General features: G+C 50.3%; 15 protein-coding genes and 1 pseudogene. 5 read left to right on the forward strand and 11 right to left on the reverse strand.

Annotated features, from left to right (window positions below):
- Positions 1-26: 26 nt before the first annotated feature.
- Complete coding sequence (fdhF, locus tag OGY10_RS10140; RefSeq protein WP_286576716.1) at positions 27-2174, reverse strand: formate dehydrogenase subunit alpha; 2148 nt, start codon at positions 2172-2174, stop codon at positions 27-29.
- 361 nt (positions 2175-2535) lie between these two features.
- On the opposite strand from fdhF, the gene OGY10_RS10145 reads away from it, so the two are divergent.
- On the forward strand, positions 2536-2784 hold the full coding sequence (locus OGY10_RS10145; protein ID WP_003832440.1) for a GlsB/YeaQ/YmgE family stress response membrane protein: 249 nt from the start codon (positions 2536-2538) through the stop codon (positions 2782-2784).
- Positions 2785-2832: 48 nt separating this feature from the next.
- Here the strand turns inward: OGY10_RS10145 and yoaJ are convergent, their stop codons facing one another.
- The 3 genes from yoaJ to OGY10_RS10160 are packed head-to-tail and all read right to left on the reverse strand — an operon-like array spanning position 2833 to position 4081.
- Positions 2833-2907, reverse strand: coding sequence for a protein YoaJ (gene yoaJ / locus OGY10_RS10150; protein ID WP_095533175.1), 75 nt, complete (start codon positions 2905-2907; stop codon positions 2833-2835).
- Positions 2908-2909: 2 nt separating this feature from the next.
- Positions 2910-3008, reverse strand: a complete 99-nt coding sequence (locus OGY10_RS10155; RefSeq protein ID WP_032941789.1) for a YoaK family small membrane protein — start codon at positions 3006-3008, stop codon at positions 2910-2912.
- Positions 3009-3055: 47 nt separating this feature from the next.
- Positions 3056-4081 (reverse strand): sensor domain-containing diguanylate cyclase, encoded by a 1026-nt coding sequence (locus OGY10_RS10160; RefSeq protein WP_191226113.1) that lies wholly within the window; start codon positions 4079-4081, stop codon positions 3056-3058.
- Between the two features lie 186 nt (positions 4082-4267).
- Between OGY10_RS10160 and OGY10_RS10165 the strand changes: the two genes are divergently transcribed.
- On the forward strand, positions 4268-4516 hold the full coding sequence (locus tag OGY10_RS10165) for a putative hemolysin (RefSeq protein ID WP_048214378.1): 249 nt from the start codon (positions 4268-4270) through the stop codon (positions 4514-4516).
- A gap of 7 nt (positions 4517-4523) precedes the next feature.
- Here the strand turns inward: OGY10_RS10165 and OGY10_RS10170 are convergent, their stop codons facing one another.
- Complete coding sequence (locus tag OGY10_RS10170) at positions 4524-4871, reverse strand: DUF488 domain-containing protein (protein ID WP_003832445.1); 348 nt, start codon at positions 4869-4871, stop codon at positions 4524-4526.
- Positions 4872-5069: 198 nt separating this feature from the next.
- On the opposite strand from OGY10_RS10170, the gene OGY10_RS10175 reads away from it, so the two are divergent.
- Positions 5070-5777 (forward strand): CTP synthase C-terminal region-related (seleno)protein, encoded by a 708-nt coding sequence (locus OGY10_RS10175; protein WP_020996459.1) that lies wholly within the window; start codon positions 5070-5072, stop codon positions 5775-5777.
- Positions 5778-5814: 37 nt separating this feature from the next.
- On the opposite strand, the gene OGY10_RS10180 is transcribed toward OGY10_RS10175, so the two are convergent.
- Entirely contained in the window at positions 5815-7002 is a 1188-nt protein-coding gene (locus tag OGY10_RS10180) for a CynX/NimT family MFS transporter (RefSeq protein WP_008784514.1), read from the reverse strand.
- Between the two features lie 99 nt (positions 7003-7101).
- Between OGY10_RS10180 and OGY10_RS10185 the strand changes: the two are divergent.
- Positions 7102-7900 (forward strand): annotated as a pseudogene (locus OGY10_RS10185) (AraC family transcriptional regulator).
- Here OGY10_RS10185 and OGY10_RS10190 read toward each other — a convergent pair.
- The 3 genes from OGY10_RS10190 to dgcJ form a co-directional block, all read right to left on the reverse strand.
- Positions 7877-8323 (reverse strand): DUF441 domain-containing protein, encoded by a 447-nt coding sequence (locus tag OGY10_RS10190; RefSeq protein ID WP_003832453.1) that lies wholly within the window; start codon positions 8321-8323, stop codon positions 7877-7879. The pseudogene OGY10_RS10185 and the gene OGY10_RS10190 sit on opposite strands and share 24 nt — an antisense overlap.
- 138 nt (positions 8324-8461) lie before the next feature.
- Entirely contained in the window at positions 8462-8965 is a 504-nt protein-coding gene (locus tag OGY10_RS10195; RefSeq protein WP_057068583.1) for a YbaK/prolyl-tRNA synthetase associated domain-containing protein, read from the reverse strand.
- A 44-nt stretch (positions 8966-9009) separates the two neighbouring features.
- Complete coding sequence (dgcJ, locus tag OGY10_RS10200) at positions 9010-10500, reverse strand: diguanylate cyclase DgcJ (protein ID WP_032943106.1); 1491 nt, start codon at positions 10498-10500, stop codon at positions 9010-9012.
- A gap of 164 nt (positions 10501-10664) precedes the next feature.
- On the opposite strand from dgcJ, the gene OGY10_RS10205 reads away from it, so the two are divergent.
- The gene (locus OGY10_RS10205) at positions 10665-11435 is read left to right on the forward strand and encodes a class I SAM-dependent methyltransferase (RefSeq protein ID WP_191226110.1); all 771 of its coding nucleotides are present in this window, start codon (positions 10665-10667) and stop codon (positions 11433-11435) included.
- Positions 11436-11529: 94 nt separating this feature from the next.
- On the opposite strand, the gene OGY10_RS10210 is transcribed toward OGY10_RS10205, so the two are convergent.
- A complete protein-coding gene (locus OGY10_RS10210) occupies positions 11530-12813 on the reverse strand; it encodes a YeaH/YhbH family protein (protein WP_008784519.1) in 1284 nt (427 codons plus the stop codon).
- 121 nt (positions 12814-12934) lie between these two features.
- Complete coding sequence (yeaG, locus tag OGY10_RS10215; RefSeq protein ID WP_003030707.1) at positions 12935-14869, reverse strand: protein kinase YeaG; 1935 nt, start codon at positions 14867-14869, stop codon at positions 12935-12937.
- Between the last annotated feature and the right edge of the window lie 135 nt (positions 14870-15004).

Here is a 15004-nt window from a genome sequence, read left to right on the forward strand (position 1 = left end):
CAGACTCAGGTCGCGATGGTGGGGAATTACGCAATGGCCTCACATAAGCGTGATTTCATGTCGCTATACGATTGAGCGGCATACTTTTCAGCCCATCTCTGATCGCTAATGTGCTCGATATTTACGGCACAATATTTGGTTTCCGGCGTTTTCGAGATTGGATCGAGGTTATCCTGGGTCAACTCGTTGCATGCACCAATCCACCATTGATAGGTCATATACACCGTTCCGGAATTGATACGCTCGGATACATCCGCACGGCTGATGACCTTACCCCGACGCGAGCTGACCCACACCAGATCACGATGACGGATACCCAGTTTTTCGGCATCATGGGTATTGATTTGCACATATCCTGGTTCATCAGCCAACGCTTGTAACGCTGCGCAGTTACCGGTCATCGAGCGACAGGAGTAATGCCCAACTTCACGCACGGTACACAACACCAGCGGATAATTGTCATCCGGAACTTCTGCGGGCGCTCGCCACGGTGCGGCAAACAGTTTGCCTTTGCCGTTGACGGTATCAAACTGGCTGTGCGCGTAAAGGTACGGCGTACCAGGACTATCGAGATCGGGGCACGGCCACTGAACATGCCCCATTTCCCCCATTTTCTCATAGGTCACGCCGTAGAACAGTGGGCACAGCTCGCGCATCTCATCCCAGATTTGCTGGTTATTTTGATACTGCATCGGATAGCCCATTTCGCTGGCCAGCAGGCTGATAATCTCCCAGTCACGCTTTACGTCAGCGGTGGGCTCAATCGCTTTCTCAAAACGCTGGAAGCCACGATCGGCGCAGGTAAAGACACCGCCATGTTCGCCCCATGAGGTGGCCGGCAGGAGGACGTCGGCCATTTCCGCTGTCTTAGTCATGAAGATATCCTGCACGACGATAAAATCGAGCGCGTTAAACCCTTCGCGAACCAGGCCCAGGTCCGCCTCGGTTTGCAGCGGATCTTCTCCCATGATGTAGTAGGCTTTTATTTTGCCTTCGATAGCAAGGTGAGGAACTTCGGTGATGCGCGTTCCAACCTTGTCATCCATCTGATTAACGTCAATGCCCCATGCGCTGGCGAATTTTTCCCTGACGGCGGAATCGGTCACGTCCTGATACCCCGGGAACTGGTTAGGTAGTACCCCCATATCGCACGCCCCCTGCACGTTATTTTGCCCGCGAACGGGACCAACGCCGACGTTAGGGCGACCCAGATTCCCGGTCAACAACGCCAGGCTCGACAAACCGCGAACCACATCAACGGCCTGACCAAACTGGGTGACGCCCATCCCCCACATTACGGTTGCCGATGGTGCTGCGGCAAATGTACGCATTGCCTGACGAACCTGCTGTGCGGGAACGCCGGTTAAATGTTCAACGGCTTCAGGCGCATAGCCCTTAACGGTTTCCCAGTATGTTTCCAACCCTTCCGCATGCTTTTGCACATACTCGCGATCGTAGAGTTGCTCTTCGATAAGAACATGACCAAAGGCATTAACCAGCGCCATGTTGCAACCGTTTTTCAACTGCAAATGTTGGTCAGCAATACGGGCGGTTTCAATACGACGTGGGTCGCAGACAATGATTTTTGCGCCATTCTGGCGAGCTTTAATCACTCGTCGGGCCACGATTGGGTGCGAGTCGGCGCAGTTATAACCAAAGATCAGCAGGCATTTTGAGTTTTCAATGTCGCTGATGGAATTGCTCATGGCGCCATTGCCTAACGTTTCCTGTAATCCGGCAACGGAAGGGCCATGACAGACGCGGGCACAACAATCGACATTATTGGTATGAAGTACGCCACGTGCGAATTTTTGCATCACGTAGTTAGTTTCATTTCCGGTTCCACGGGAAGAGCCGGTAGTCATGATGGCGCGAGGGCCATAGGTATTTTTGATTTCAGATAAGCGTTTTGCGGTGTAACGAATGGCTTCATCCCAGCTAACGGGCGTGAATTTGCCACCTTTTTCATAACGGATCATCGGGCGAGTCAGACGGGGAGTCAGGAGGTGTGTGTCGTTAAGAAAGTCCCAACCATAATAGCCTTTCAGGCATAACTGATTTTGGTTCGTTACACCCTCTGCGGCTTCGGCTCGGATGATTTTGTTATTTTCGACAACAAGCTTGAGCTTGCACCCGGCCCCACAGTATGGGCAAACACTGGTGATTTTTTTCATCAATAACAGACCTGTTAAATGCTGAAATAGCGCGAATTGTAGACGCAGCCGCGCGATAAGCACCGCGGACTACGATTTGTCGTAGCGACGGGTTGTTTAAGCATAAAGTGTGCCAGAAGTGAAAACCTAGCAATAACGGGGCTGACGGCAAAAGAGTTAAGCATAATGACTGACGATTCGACATTAATGACGAGGAGCGGCAAAAATTTAGCCTGCCGGTCAGCAGTCATAACCTTATGAAACATCGGAAAAAGATGAAAATATGAAGTGATAACGATCACAAATTTTAATTTTTCAGCGCTATGCTATGCTTTTATACAACGAGTGAATCGTTAATTTAAAAACATAAGTGAGGAAAATTATGGGCATTATTTCATGGGTGGTTTTCGGTCTTATCGCTGGGATTTTGGCAAAATGGATTATGCCGGGTAAAGATGGCGGCGGATTCTTTATGACCATTATCTTAGGGGTTGTCGGTGCGGTAGTGGGTGGCTGGATCAGTACCTTCTTTGGTTTTGGTAAAGTTGATGGTTTCAACTTCGGCAGTTTCGTCGTAGCGGTTATCGGTGCGATTGTGGTGTTGTTTATCTACAGAAAAATCAAAAGCTAAGTAAACATACAGACAATAGGGGCCACTGATAAGTGGCCTTTATTTTGGTTACCACCACCCCAGTTCCGTGCCCAGAACCACGATGATAGCCACGCCAATCATAATAATCGTTGTTTTTTTCATCGTTATGCTCCCGGCGCAGCGTAGCCGCCAATGAAAAACCAGGATAAGAAAACGACAGCGGAAATGAAAATAATGACAGGGAAAATAATACCGAGTCGCATACGATTATCTACCAGAGTTATTTAAAGACGAGCCAGCATAGCAGGGCTTAATGTACGACAAAAGGGGTTTTATCCTGACGTTTTTTATCCTGATACATTGCGCTGTCTGCAAGATGAAGCGCACAGTTTACATCAGTCTCCAGCGGATCAATTTCCACCACACCCAGACTGGCACCAGGATAATACAGATGAATGTCACCCAGGTGGTAGTCACCGCAAATCTGCTGTTGTAGCTGATTTTTCACCTGCTGCAGACGCATAAGTTGATCCAGTTCATCTTCCGCTGACAGGCGAACGACTAAAAATTCGTCACCGCCCAGTCGACCGAGAATGTCATTATCATTACATTCACGGAGCAGGCGCTGCCCAATCTGGATCAGGAACTGGTCACCAACCTCGTGGCCAAAGCGGTCATTAATCAGTTTGAAATCATCCAAATCGATATAGGCGACAACTATCTTCTGCCTGAGATGGCGGGCAAGCGAAAAAAGGGTTTCCACATTTTCAAATATTGCGCGCCGATTTGGTAAACCGGTCAGGGCATCGGTGTAGGAGTGAGCAATCAGCGCAGCGTTCGCTTCACGTAACTGAGCAACCAGCGACTCTTTTTGAATCGACTGGGCGATCAGACCGGCAAACAGATGTAATACTTGTTCTCCACGTTGGCTCAATGCCTGCTGGCGGCGGCTGGTAGCGCAGAGTGTACCGTAAAACGTTCCGTCAGGAAGATGAACGGGAGTGCTCAGAAAGGTGGTGATGTCCAGTGCGCGAGCGGCGGTACATTCCGGCCAGCGTGCGGGCACGTTGTCACTGTACAGACAGTTTTCCTCAATAGCGCGTTTGCACAGCGTTTCATCCCACGGCACGGATAGCCCTTCGGGGATCTGCATTTGGCGGCTATTACGTGCATACAGAATATGCTGCAGACGGGCATCCAGATCGACCTTGGTCAGGTAGGTTGATTCCATCTCAGTCACCATCTCCAGCATCTCCAGAAGTTGGCGAACCAGACTCTCAACTGACTGCTCCGTAGCTAAGGACTGTGAGACTCTGGCAAGGATCATGTCCGACATGAGATGTAAATGCTCCTGAGTAATGACTGGGCTGACGTTGCCCGCATGATAGAACATCGAGGTGAAAGATGAAACACGCCATCCAGCTCAGAATGTAAACATAAAATGGATAGCTGGCAGGAAAACATGGAGATAGATGGAAAGTCGGGGTAACCTGCCAGGATAAGGTTTTTAACAGGAGTAAATATGAAACTGGCATCTATTGTTTTGCCCGGCTTGCTGGTACTGGCGGGGTGTACCACGGAACCGGAAGCGCCTGTGCCACCGAAAGTTGGCATGGCGAATCCAGCATCGGTGTATTGCGAACAAAAGGGCGGCTCGCTGATTGCGGTGCAGACTCCGCAAGGTGTTAAGTCTGACTGCAAACTACCCAACGGGGAAGTAATTGATGAATGGTCACTCTGGCGTAGAGATCATCCGGCAACGGCCAAGTAATACGCGGTCAGCATTGACGTAGCCATTCAGCGAGCACCAGCGCGTGGTTTTGCTGGGTATTCTTCGCCGCATACAGTAGCGTTAAGGTTTGCTGTCGGGCAATCTCTGCGAGGCGCTTTCCTTCCTGCTGCTGTTGGGCCAGCTCTGCGCGATATTGCTCGGAAAAGTGTGAAAAATCGATCAGTTCTGCGTGGAATGCTTTGCGCAATTCAGAGGATGGCGTCAGCGTTTTATTCCATTCGTTGAAAGCAAGGTCAGTCTTTTTTATCCCGCGTGGCCACAACCGGTCGACCAACACGCGATAACCATCGCTTTTTTCTGCCGGGTCATACACGCGTTTACACTGAATCTTCATCTCTTCATCCGCTCCTTTCAGCTACCGCTCAGGTATTTATCATCAACTTTATTACGGTTAAATAAGATCGTAAAACGTGACCATTATAGCATTTTGCCCGCCCTGACTCCCAATTTAAGGGATTGTGATACCACTAAAAAGTCGGTAGGCTGAGGCTCCTTATGCTGTCCCTTATTGTCAGGACACAAGGAAAGCTTAATGGAAATTTCCCCAATTAAAGATACGCTTCGCATTGCGCTGGTGGGCGATTACAGCCCCGATATTGTGGCGCACCAGGCTATTCCCCTTGCTATCGATGATGCTGCCGCCGTCCTAGAGTTGGTGGCTGATTATGACTGGCTAACTACATCTGATATCAACAGCAGTGAGGACTTGATTGGTTATGATGCCATCTGGGTCGTTCCAGGCAGTCCATATCGCCATCTTGAAGGGGCGCTGATAGCGATACGCTACGCGCGTGAAAACAGCATCCCGTTCCTGGGGACCTGCGGCGGCTTTCAACATGCGATTCTGGAGTACGCCCGCAACGTGTTGGGCTGGAGCGATGCCGCCCACGCCGAGACGGACACCACGGGTCGGATGGTGATAGCACCATTGACCTGCTCGCTGGTAGAAAAAACGGATGATATTGAGCTGCGGGCCAATACGCTGATTGCCAAAGCCTACGGGCGGGATGTTATCACCGAGGGATATCACTGCAACTATGGCGTATCGGAGGATTTTGCCGCCGAGCTTGAAAGCGGCGATCTTCGGGTGACCGGTTGGGATGAGGCTGGTGATATTCGTGCCATTGAGCTGGTGACGCATCCATTTTATGTTGGCACGCTCTTTCAGCATGAACGCGGAGCGCTGGCGGGAAAACCCGTACCGTTAGTTCAGGCGATGCTGCGCGCCGCGCGCGGATAAAAAAACGGGCAGGTTGTTCACGAACCTGCCCTGTGTATTATGCGCTCGCGATCTCCCGATTACGCCCCGCGCACAGACCAAATACCGCCATCAGCATCGCTAACACGGCGACCCCGCCAAGAGGAATCAGCCAGCTATCGTTGAGGTCGTGAATTTTCCCCATCAGTGGTGGTCCGCAGGCCGCCAGTAAATATCCGACAGACTGTGCCATGCCGGACAGGGCAGCAGCCTGATGCGCTGAGCTTGCGCGCAGGCCAATAAAGGTCAAGCCGAGAATCATCGTCGCGCCTGAGCCAAAGCCAAACAGGATGGTCCATAGCAATGCCTGGTCGGGCATTATGGCGAATCCCGCCGCGCCGACGGCGCACATTAATGAAACCAGTGCGGCGATGGCGCGCTGATCCTTAAATCTGTTCAGGACGAGAGGAATCAATAATCCCGGCGCGGCGGTCGCCAGCTGCAGTAAACCATGCAGCGAACCGGCCTGCGCCTCGCTGTAGCCATGGCTGATCAAAATAGCGGGCAGCCAGCCGATGATGACGTAGTAGATAAGCGAATTGATCCCCAGAAACAGCGTCACCTGCCAGGCGAGGCTGGAGCGCCAGATCGCGCGGGAATGCAGAGCGCGCGAGCTGCTCAAGCTGGCATTGGCCATCTGGCGGCATTGGGGTAACCAGATAATCAGTGCCAGTAGCGGAAAGGCCATCAGTACCATCAGCGCACCGCGCCAGCCAAACCCGTTCAACGCCAGCGGTACCACAATGGCGGAACCCAGTGCCGCTGCTGCGCCCATGGTCAGCGAGTATGCGCCAGTGAGTTTCGCCACATGCTGAGCAAAATCACGCTTAATCAGTCCGGGTAAAAGCACATTTCCCAATGCGATTCCGCAACCAATGATAGCGGTGCCGCTAAACAGGAACCCTGGTGAGGGCAGAGAACGTATCGCAATACCCACGCAAATCAGTAGCATAGCAACAAACAGGCTGCGTTCGATACCCCAACGGCGCGCAACGGCGGCAGCCAGAGGTGAAACCAGTGCGAAAGCCAGCAGTGGCAGGGTGGTCAGAAGCCCCGTCTGGGCGGTGCTCAGACCGTAGTCGGCGCGAATTGCATCCAGCAACGGGGCTGCACCGGTAAAGGTGACGCGCAATGTGGTGGCAATCATCAGGATCCCCGCGATCAGCAACGCTGCGTTCTTGCCACGGGAGGAAGGTGTATTTGTCATTTTTTTCTCATATCGTCAGGCGAGGCGATACCTTAGCGTTTTTACTCAATGGATGAATCAAGCTAAAATGACAGTTTATCGCTTAAATCGGACATTTTTATGTTAGGACTGAGGCTGGATGGGTACGAACCCGATCTTCACCACGATGCGGCGGTGGCGTTTTGTATTCAGGCCCGGGAAGATGAACTTTTCAGTCCGCTGCATCAGCACCGTAAAGGCCAGTTGATTCTGGCATTGCATGGCGCGATCACCTGTGAGGTTGAGAATGCTATGTGGATGGTGCCCCCGCAATATGCGGTGTGGATCCCCGGTGAAATTCCACACAGCAACCACGTTACCGTTGGCGCGCAATTGTGCTTTTTGTTTATTGAGCCGCAGGCCGTCGTGATGCCCGATCGTTGCTGCACGCTGAAAATTGCTCCGTTGTGCCGGGAGCTTATTCTGGCGCTGGCATCCAAAACGGATGCCCAACGGCTGGAGCCGGCAACCCAGCGGCTGACGCAAGTGTTGTTTGATGAACTGCCGCAGCAACCCCAGGAGCAAATGCAGTTACCGGTTTCCGATCACCCGAAAATTCGCAGAATGGTCGCAACGATGGCGAGAGAGCCTTCACAATGGCAGACGTTGGGACAATGGGCCAGCGTATTTGCGATGAGTGAACGTAACCTTGCTCGCCTGGTCGTCAAAGAAACGGGGTTGAGTTTTCGCCGCTGGCGTCACCAGCTCCAGCTGATTCTGGCGCTGCAGGCGTTAATTGATGGTCGCAATGTACAACAGGTCGCGCAAATGCTCGGGTACGATTCGACCACGGCATTTATCACTATGTTCAAAAAAGGCCTGGGACAGACACCAGGCCGTTATCTGAATGGGCTGGCTACTGCTTCCCAACAATCAATGAGACCAGACCTGCCGCAATAAGCGGCCCCACTGGCACACCACGAAACAGCGCCACGCCCAGTACCGTGCCCACCAGTAAACCAGCAACAAGCTGAGGCTGGCTGCCCATTAGCGTAACGCCGCGTCCGCCAAGCCAGGAGACAAATACCCCAACGGCAATAGCAACCAGTGATTTCCAGTTCACAAAGGAGTGGATGAGCGTGGAGGGCGGTAGCGTTCCGCTGGCGATCGGCGCCATGACGCCAATGGTCAGAATTATAATCCCGACGGTCAGGCCCTGTTTTTCAATCCAGGGAAAGAAGGTATTCAGAGGGGTAACACGGACAATAATCAGCACCAGAATTGAAACAGCGACAGTGGTGTTGTGGCTGACAAAGCCCAGAGCTGCCAGTCCGAGCAGGATCAGCAGAGTGACATCAAACATCGTAGTTTCCTTGCCAAAAGAAAAAATAAGCCTGCTTACTGTACGCGTAAATGCGTGACCGAACAGGCTTTTTTTAATGATTATAATTTTTTTTGGGCTAACGCACGAAGCGATGTTTTTTACTGCTAACTTGTGCAGTTATTGTTCTCTGCGGAACGGGATTAATTCCGGTTGCGCGATGCGCAGGTAATCTGCGGTATCCATGATCACGGATTTTTCCAGCATTCCGGCATTGAACGCAATTTCATTAAAACGCTCAAACAACAGCGGGTCGGCGACCAGCTTGAGGTTCGGATGAAAACTGAACGGTGGGATAGCACCAAATACGCAGCCTGTTAGTTCATCTACCTCCGCCGGGCTGGCAAGTGACGCTCTCAACCCGCCAATATGGCTGGCTAACAGGCTCAGGTCGGCCTGCTGATCGGCAGAGAGGATCGCCAAAACATGCTGATTGACGCCGTTGCCTTTTACTTTGCAGACCAGCGCTTTTGCACCCTGACCCAGTGCGGTACCGCGAATTTCAGAGACAGCTTCACATTTGCCTACGGCTTCATGGCTGACTATGCGGTAGGTCGCACCGTGTTCTGACAACAGGGAGATTAAACGCTGGTGCGTTGCGTTACCTTTGTTTACTTCCGTCATGACTTACTCCTGGTACAACAATGAAAATCCTGTCATAAAAATAATTACGCATCGGTGCGTTTTTTCTGTTTGTTCAGGTAGAGCTGTGCATCAGATGCTTTGTAGGCATCATCAATGGTGTCGTTTGGCTGCATATTATAAATCCCGACAGAGAAGCTGATTGATCTATCTTGCGCAATAATTTGTAAGTTATAACGAATCCTCTCCAGCAGGCGGGGCGTTAATTCACTGGGGTGATCGATGAGGATAATGCAAAACTCATCGCCGCCGAGGCGGATGGCATAGTCGCTTTTGCGAATGGACGTTTGAATAGCTTTGGCCAAAATGGTGATAATGCGATCGCCTTCCTTATGCCCCAACGTATCATTAATAACTTTTAGTTTGTCGCAATCAATGGCGATAAAGGTCACGAGCGTTCCCGTGTTCACCAACTGTTGCAAACGCTGCTCAAGCGCTGGCGTTAAAATTTTACGGTTGTAGAGCCCTGTCATCGCATCACTGACATTTTCCCTTGTGACGTTGTGATACAAACGAAAATGCGTTCTGACCATATTCAACAGCAATATCGTTGCCAGTAGATAGAAGGCGAATATCTTCCAGGACGAGACAATAAAGTACATAACATCAAGTGAGAGGGTGATACGTATACCGCCAGGTATGTCCTTCTCATAGTGAACATAGCGGAACAGATCGGTTTCACTTTTATGAACGAGGATCTCTTTACCTGAACTGGTGTCAGAGACCGTTACGTTAAGATAACGCCAGACGAGAGGGCGGTCGCTGGTATAGAAAATATTCTGTAAATTCTCTTTATTAATATCCACCATCACCACGCCTTTTAGCTTACTGGCATAGTAGACCGGTGTTAAAAAGCTCATCACCTTTTTCTCGGTCAGGTTATCTTCATAAATACTGGAGATCACCGTGCGGCCAGTAAAAATACCATCAATATCATTCTGGTCGATTCCCAACGTACCTTTTTGCAAAAACGACCAGTTGTGTATCGCAAATTTCCGCGAGTCGATCACATCATAGAAATAAACGTAGTTATTTTTGAGATCGACGTAATATCGAAATTTATACTCCAGCGTCCCTAATCCCTGACCGTAATCTTTCTGCTGGCGATTAACATTGACCGCCCGATCAAAAGAGGGCAGCAGAAAAATGTCATCAAGCTGTTCGCTACATTTTGTTGAGGTTGTCTGCAACGTACCGTGTAATGGCAGATAGTTGCGCTTAGTGAGATTGAGCCCATGAGTACCGTTAACGCTGTCGAAAGCGTTGCAAAGTACTTTTTGCTGTTCGAGAGAAGCAGGTCCCTGAGGGGATGAAAATGTGCGCATCAGATGGGCTGCGATGCTCTGATTTGTGTACTTATCATAGAGAAACGAGGAGTCGGCTTTCTCATTGATATAGCGCATGTACGCATTCATTGCTTTATCGCTGGCAATGAGCTCATAAACCAAAAAAGAAGACGTCAAAACAATTACGCTGACGGAGATAAAGATCCTGAGCGCTTTATGATGCAATTTCATAATGATTTACAGCCCTGTAAGTCTGATACTTCAGTCTATCACACGGCATACATCCGCTCTAACGCTACGGGAAAGGACATTTTGAAATAAAAATCATTCGCGTACTTCACCTTTAACTCTTAATGTTGTATTTATAATGCAACTTACAGAAAGGAGACAGGCCAATGAGCGCGACTGAAAAAGCGGGTCATACATTTTTAGCCAGCCTGGGCAAAACCCGTCTGCGTCCGGGCGGCGTTGAAGCAACAGAATGGTTGTTTAGCCAGTCACAGCTGACGCCCGGCAGCCAGGTACTTGAAGTGGCGTGCAACATGGCCACGACGGCGATAGAGTTAGTTCAACGCTATGGCTGTACCGTATACGCCATTGATATGGATAAAACCGCACTGTCAAATGCAAGGAATAACGTAGCGGCAAATGGTCTGGAAAATCATATTCATGTGATGGCTGCTAACGCCAACACTCTTCCTTTTGCGGATAACAGTTTCGATGTTGTGATTAACGAAGCCATGCTGACAATGTATGCCGATAAAGCGAAGGCGAAGTTAATTGCCGAATATTATCGCGTGTTGAAGCCCGGTGGGCGTCTGCTCACCCACGATATTATGTTCACCGCCCAAAAACTGGGCGCGGGCGATCAGGGCCAGCTTGTCGATGTGGTGAAATCAAACGTTAGCCCAATGACCAGACAAGGCTGGCGTGATTTGTTTCTTAACTGCGGGTTCGAACAGGTCCTGCAGCAGAATGGCAACATGTCGCTGATGTCGCCGCGCGGATTAGTTCGTGATGAAGGGCTTACGGGGGCGGTAAAAATTTTGTTTAACGGCTTACGCACGAGCGAAAATCGTCGTCGTTTCCTGAAAATGTTTCGCTTCTTCCGTTCGCAACGTCATCAACTCAATTACATTGCCTGCTGCTCTGTAAAGGGAAAATAAAAAGGATAAACGGATGAATATTGATAAGATGAAAAAACAGCACCCGTAAAAAATCAGCCAGAGAAGATAACCTCTGGCTGATTTGTTTAGGTGGTTAACTATTGCTGGTCGTACTTTGTTTATGAAACAGTTCGCGGAATACCGGGTAAATATCATCCTGGTCGCGAATATGTTGCATCGCAAAGTTATCAAAAGTTGATTGCAGATGTTCGTATTCACGCCACAAGGTTTGGTGAGCGCGGCGAGTGATTTCGATATAGCTGTAATAGCGGACCACTGGCAGCAGTTTTTTCGCCAAAATCTCATGACACAGTGGTGAGTCATCCGCCCAGTTATCACCGTCCGATGCCTGTGCAGCATAGATGTTCCATTGGGCAGGGTTGTAGCGTTCTTTCACCACTTCATCCATTAACTTCAGCGCACTGGAGACAATGGTTCCCCCGGTTTCCTGAGAGTAGAAGAACTCGTGCTCATCCACTTCTTTCGCCTGGGTATGGTGGCGAATATAAACCACCTCCACGTTCTTATAGGTCCGGCTTAAGAACAGATACAGCAGGATATAAAAACGTTTAGCCATATCTTTGGTCGACTGATCCATTGAACCAGAGACGTCCATCAGGCAGAACATTACCGCCTGGCTGGAAGGGTCGGGGCGTTTTTCATAATTCTTGTAGCGTAAATCAAAGGTGTCGATAAATGGCACGCGTTCGATTTTTGCCCGTAGTTCGGCAATCTCTTTGCGTAACCGTTCCTCTTCCAGCAACTGTGCTGGTTCGCTTTTCGCGATGGTTTCCAGATCCGCTTCGAGAGCATGCAGTTCGCGACGCTTACCCGCTGTCATCGCCGTGCGGCGCGCCAGTGAGTTTTGCAGGGATCGCACCACGCTGATGTTGGCAGGCACACCGTTAGAGGTAAAACCTGCCCGGTGCGTTTTGTACTCCGTTAGCTGACGCTGCTGATTCTGCTTCAGGTTAGGAAGTGCTAAATCTTCGAACAACAGATCGAGATATTCATCTTTAGAGATCTGAAAGACGAACTCATCCTGACCCTCACCATCCTGGCTGGCCTGGCCTTGTCCGCTTCCTGAACCGCCACCGCCGCCCTGTGGGCGTTCAATGCGGTCATTCTGCACAAAATGGTCGTTACCCGGATGCACGCGATGGCGCAGGCCACCACGTCCCTGATGAAACATTGGTTCGCTAATATCATCAGTCGGAATAGAGACAGATTCGCCGCTATCCACATCAGTCACCGAACGCTTGTTAATGGCCTCGGAGATCGACTGTTTAATTTGCGATTTATAACGGCGTAAGAAGCGCTGGCGGTTTACCGTGCTCTTGTTTTTGCCGTTAAGACGCCGGTCAATAAACCAGGTCATAAGCCCCCCGTACTGCCAACTGTTCGCCATGCCTGTAAGTGCCGGATGGCGCTGGCGCTATCCGGCCTACGGAACATTGTTTTGCAAGCCCGGTAAGCGCATGCGCCACCGGGCACTTATGTTAAGACGATTTACGTACGCGCAAATACCATTCGCACAGTAAACGCACCTGTTTACGCGTGTAGCCTTTTTCCATCATACGGTCGACAAAATCGTCGTGTTTTTTCTGCTCGTCAGTCGAGGTTTTAGCATTGAACGAAATGACCGGCAGCAGCTCCTCGGTATTGGAGAACATTTTCTTCTCAATAACCGTGCGCAGTTTTTCGTAACTGGTCCAGTTTGGATTGCGACCGCTGTTATTCGCTCTGGCACGCAGAACAAAGTTGACGATCTCGTTACGAAAATCTTTCGGGTTACTGATACCCGCCGGCTTCTCAATTTTCTCCAGTTCTGAGTTCAGTGACTCGCGGTCAAACAGCTGACCGGTATCCGGGTCGCGATACTCCTGATCCTGAATCCAGAAATCCGCATAAGTGACATAACGGTCGAAAATGTTCTGTCCGTATTCGGAATAGGATTCGAGATAAGCCGTCTGGATCTCTTTGCCGATGAATTCAGCATATTTCGGGATCAAATAGCCTTTCAGGAACTCAAGATAACGCTCAGCTTGCTCCTGCGGGAACTGTTCACGTTCGATTTGCTGCTCCAGTACGTAAAACAGATGTACCGGGTTAGCTGCCACTTCGGCATGGTCAAAGTTAAAGACGCGAGAGAGGATCTTAAACGCGAAACGCGTGGACAGACCGTTCATTCCCTCATCAACCCCGGCGTAATCCCGATACTCCTGATAGGATTTCGCTTTCGGATCGGTATCTTTCAGGCTTTCGCCATCGTAAACGCGCATCTTCGAGTAAATGCTCGAGTTCTCAGGTTCTTTCAGGCGAGAAAGAATGGTAAAGCGAGAGAGCGTTTCCAGTGTGCCCGGTGCGCAAGGCGCATGGGTCAGCTCACTGTGGTTAAGCAGTTTTTCGTAAATTTTGATCTCTTCAGAGATACGCAGGCAATAAGGCACTTTGACGATGTAAACACGGTCAAGGAACGCCTCATTGTTTTTGTTATTACGGAACGTTACCCATTCGGACTCGTTCGAGTGGGCAAGAATAATCCCGTTAAACGGCAGGGCAGAGATACCTTCTGTCCCGTTGTAGTTTCCTTCCTGGGTGGCGGTCAGCAGAGGATGCAGCACTTTAATCGGTGCTTTAAACATCTCAACGAACTCCATAATCCCCTGGTTTGAGCGGCACAGTGCACCCGAATAACCGTAGGCATCAGGATCGTTCTGGGCGTGGTGTTCGAGTTTACGAATATCCACTTTCCCGACCAGCGCAGAAATATCCTGGTTGTTTTCATCACCAGGCTCCGTTTTGGCGATTGCGATCTGCTCCAGAATAGACGGCCAGACTTTAACGACGCGGAATTTTGTAATGTCCCCGCCGAAATCGTGCAGACGTTTCGCAGCCCAGGGCGACATGATCGTACCGAGATAGCGACGCGGGATCCCATACTCTTTTTCCAGGATCTGCGCGTCTTCCTGCGGATTAAACAGGCATAACGGATGATCGTTGACCGGGCTACGTTCGCCATTGGCACTCAGGACATAAATCGGTACTCTCTGCATCAGCGACTTCAGTCGCTCAGCAAGAGATGATTTCCCCCCTCCCACAGGCCCCAGCAGATACAGGATCTGCTTCTTCTCTTCCAGACCCTGAGCCGCATGTTTCAAATAAGAAACAATCTGCTCAATGGCATCTTCCATGCCGTAAAACTCTTCAAAGGCGGGATAGCGTGCAATTACCCGATTCGAAAAGAGTCGAGAAAGTCGAGGTTCGTGGGCAGTGTCGACCATGACAGGCTCACCAATAGCCATTAATAGCCGCTCTGCCGCGTTGGCATAAGCACTGCGATCTTGCCGACAAGTGGTAAGAAACTCCTGCAGCGTGAACTCTTCGTCCTTGGCAGCTTCATAACGCTGGCGATAGTGATCGAATATATTCATGGTATGCCGTCCTTTCGTTTTTTAGCACATGTTAAGAGCCGTTCATATGAATAGTAGAGGCCCCTGAAGAGGTAAACTGAACGACGTCGCTGCTGAAGAAATAAGCAACTCTCATGCCATTTTGGTGGTCAGGAG

The sequence above is a fragment of the Citrobacter sp. Cpo148 genome (assembly GCF_030332375.1).
Classification (GTDB): Bacteria; Pseudomonadota; Gammaproteobacteria; order Enterobacterales; family Enterobacteriaceae; genus Citrobacter; species Citrobacter portucalensis.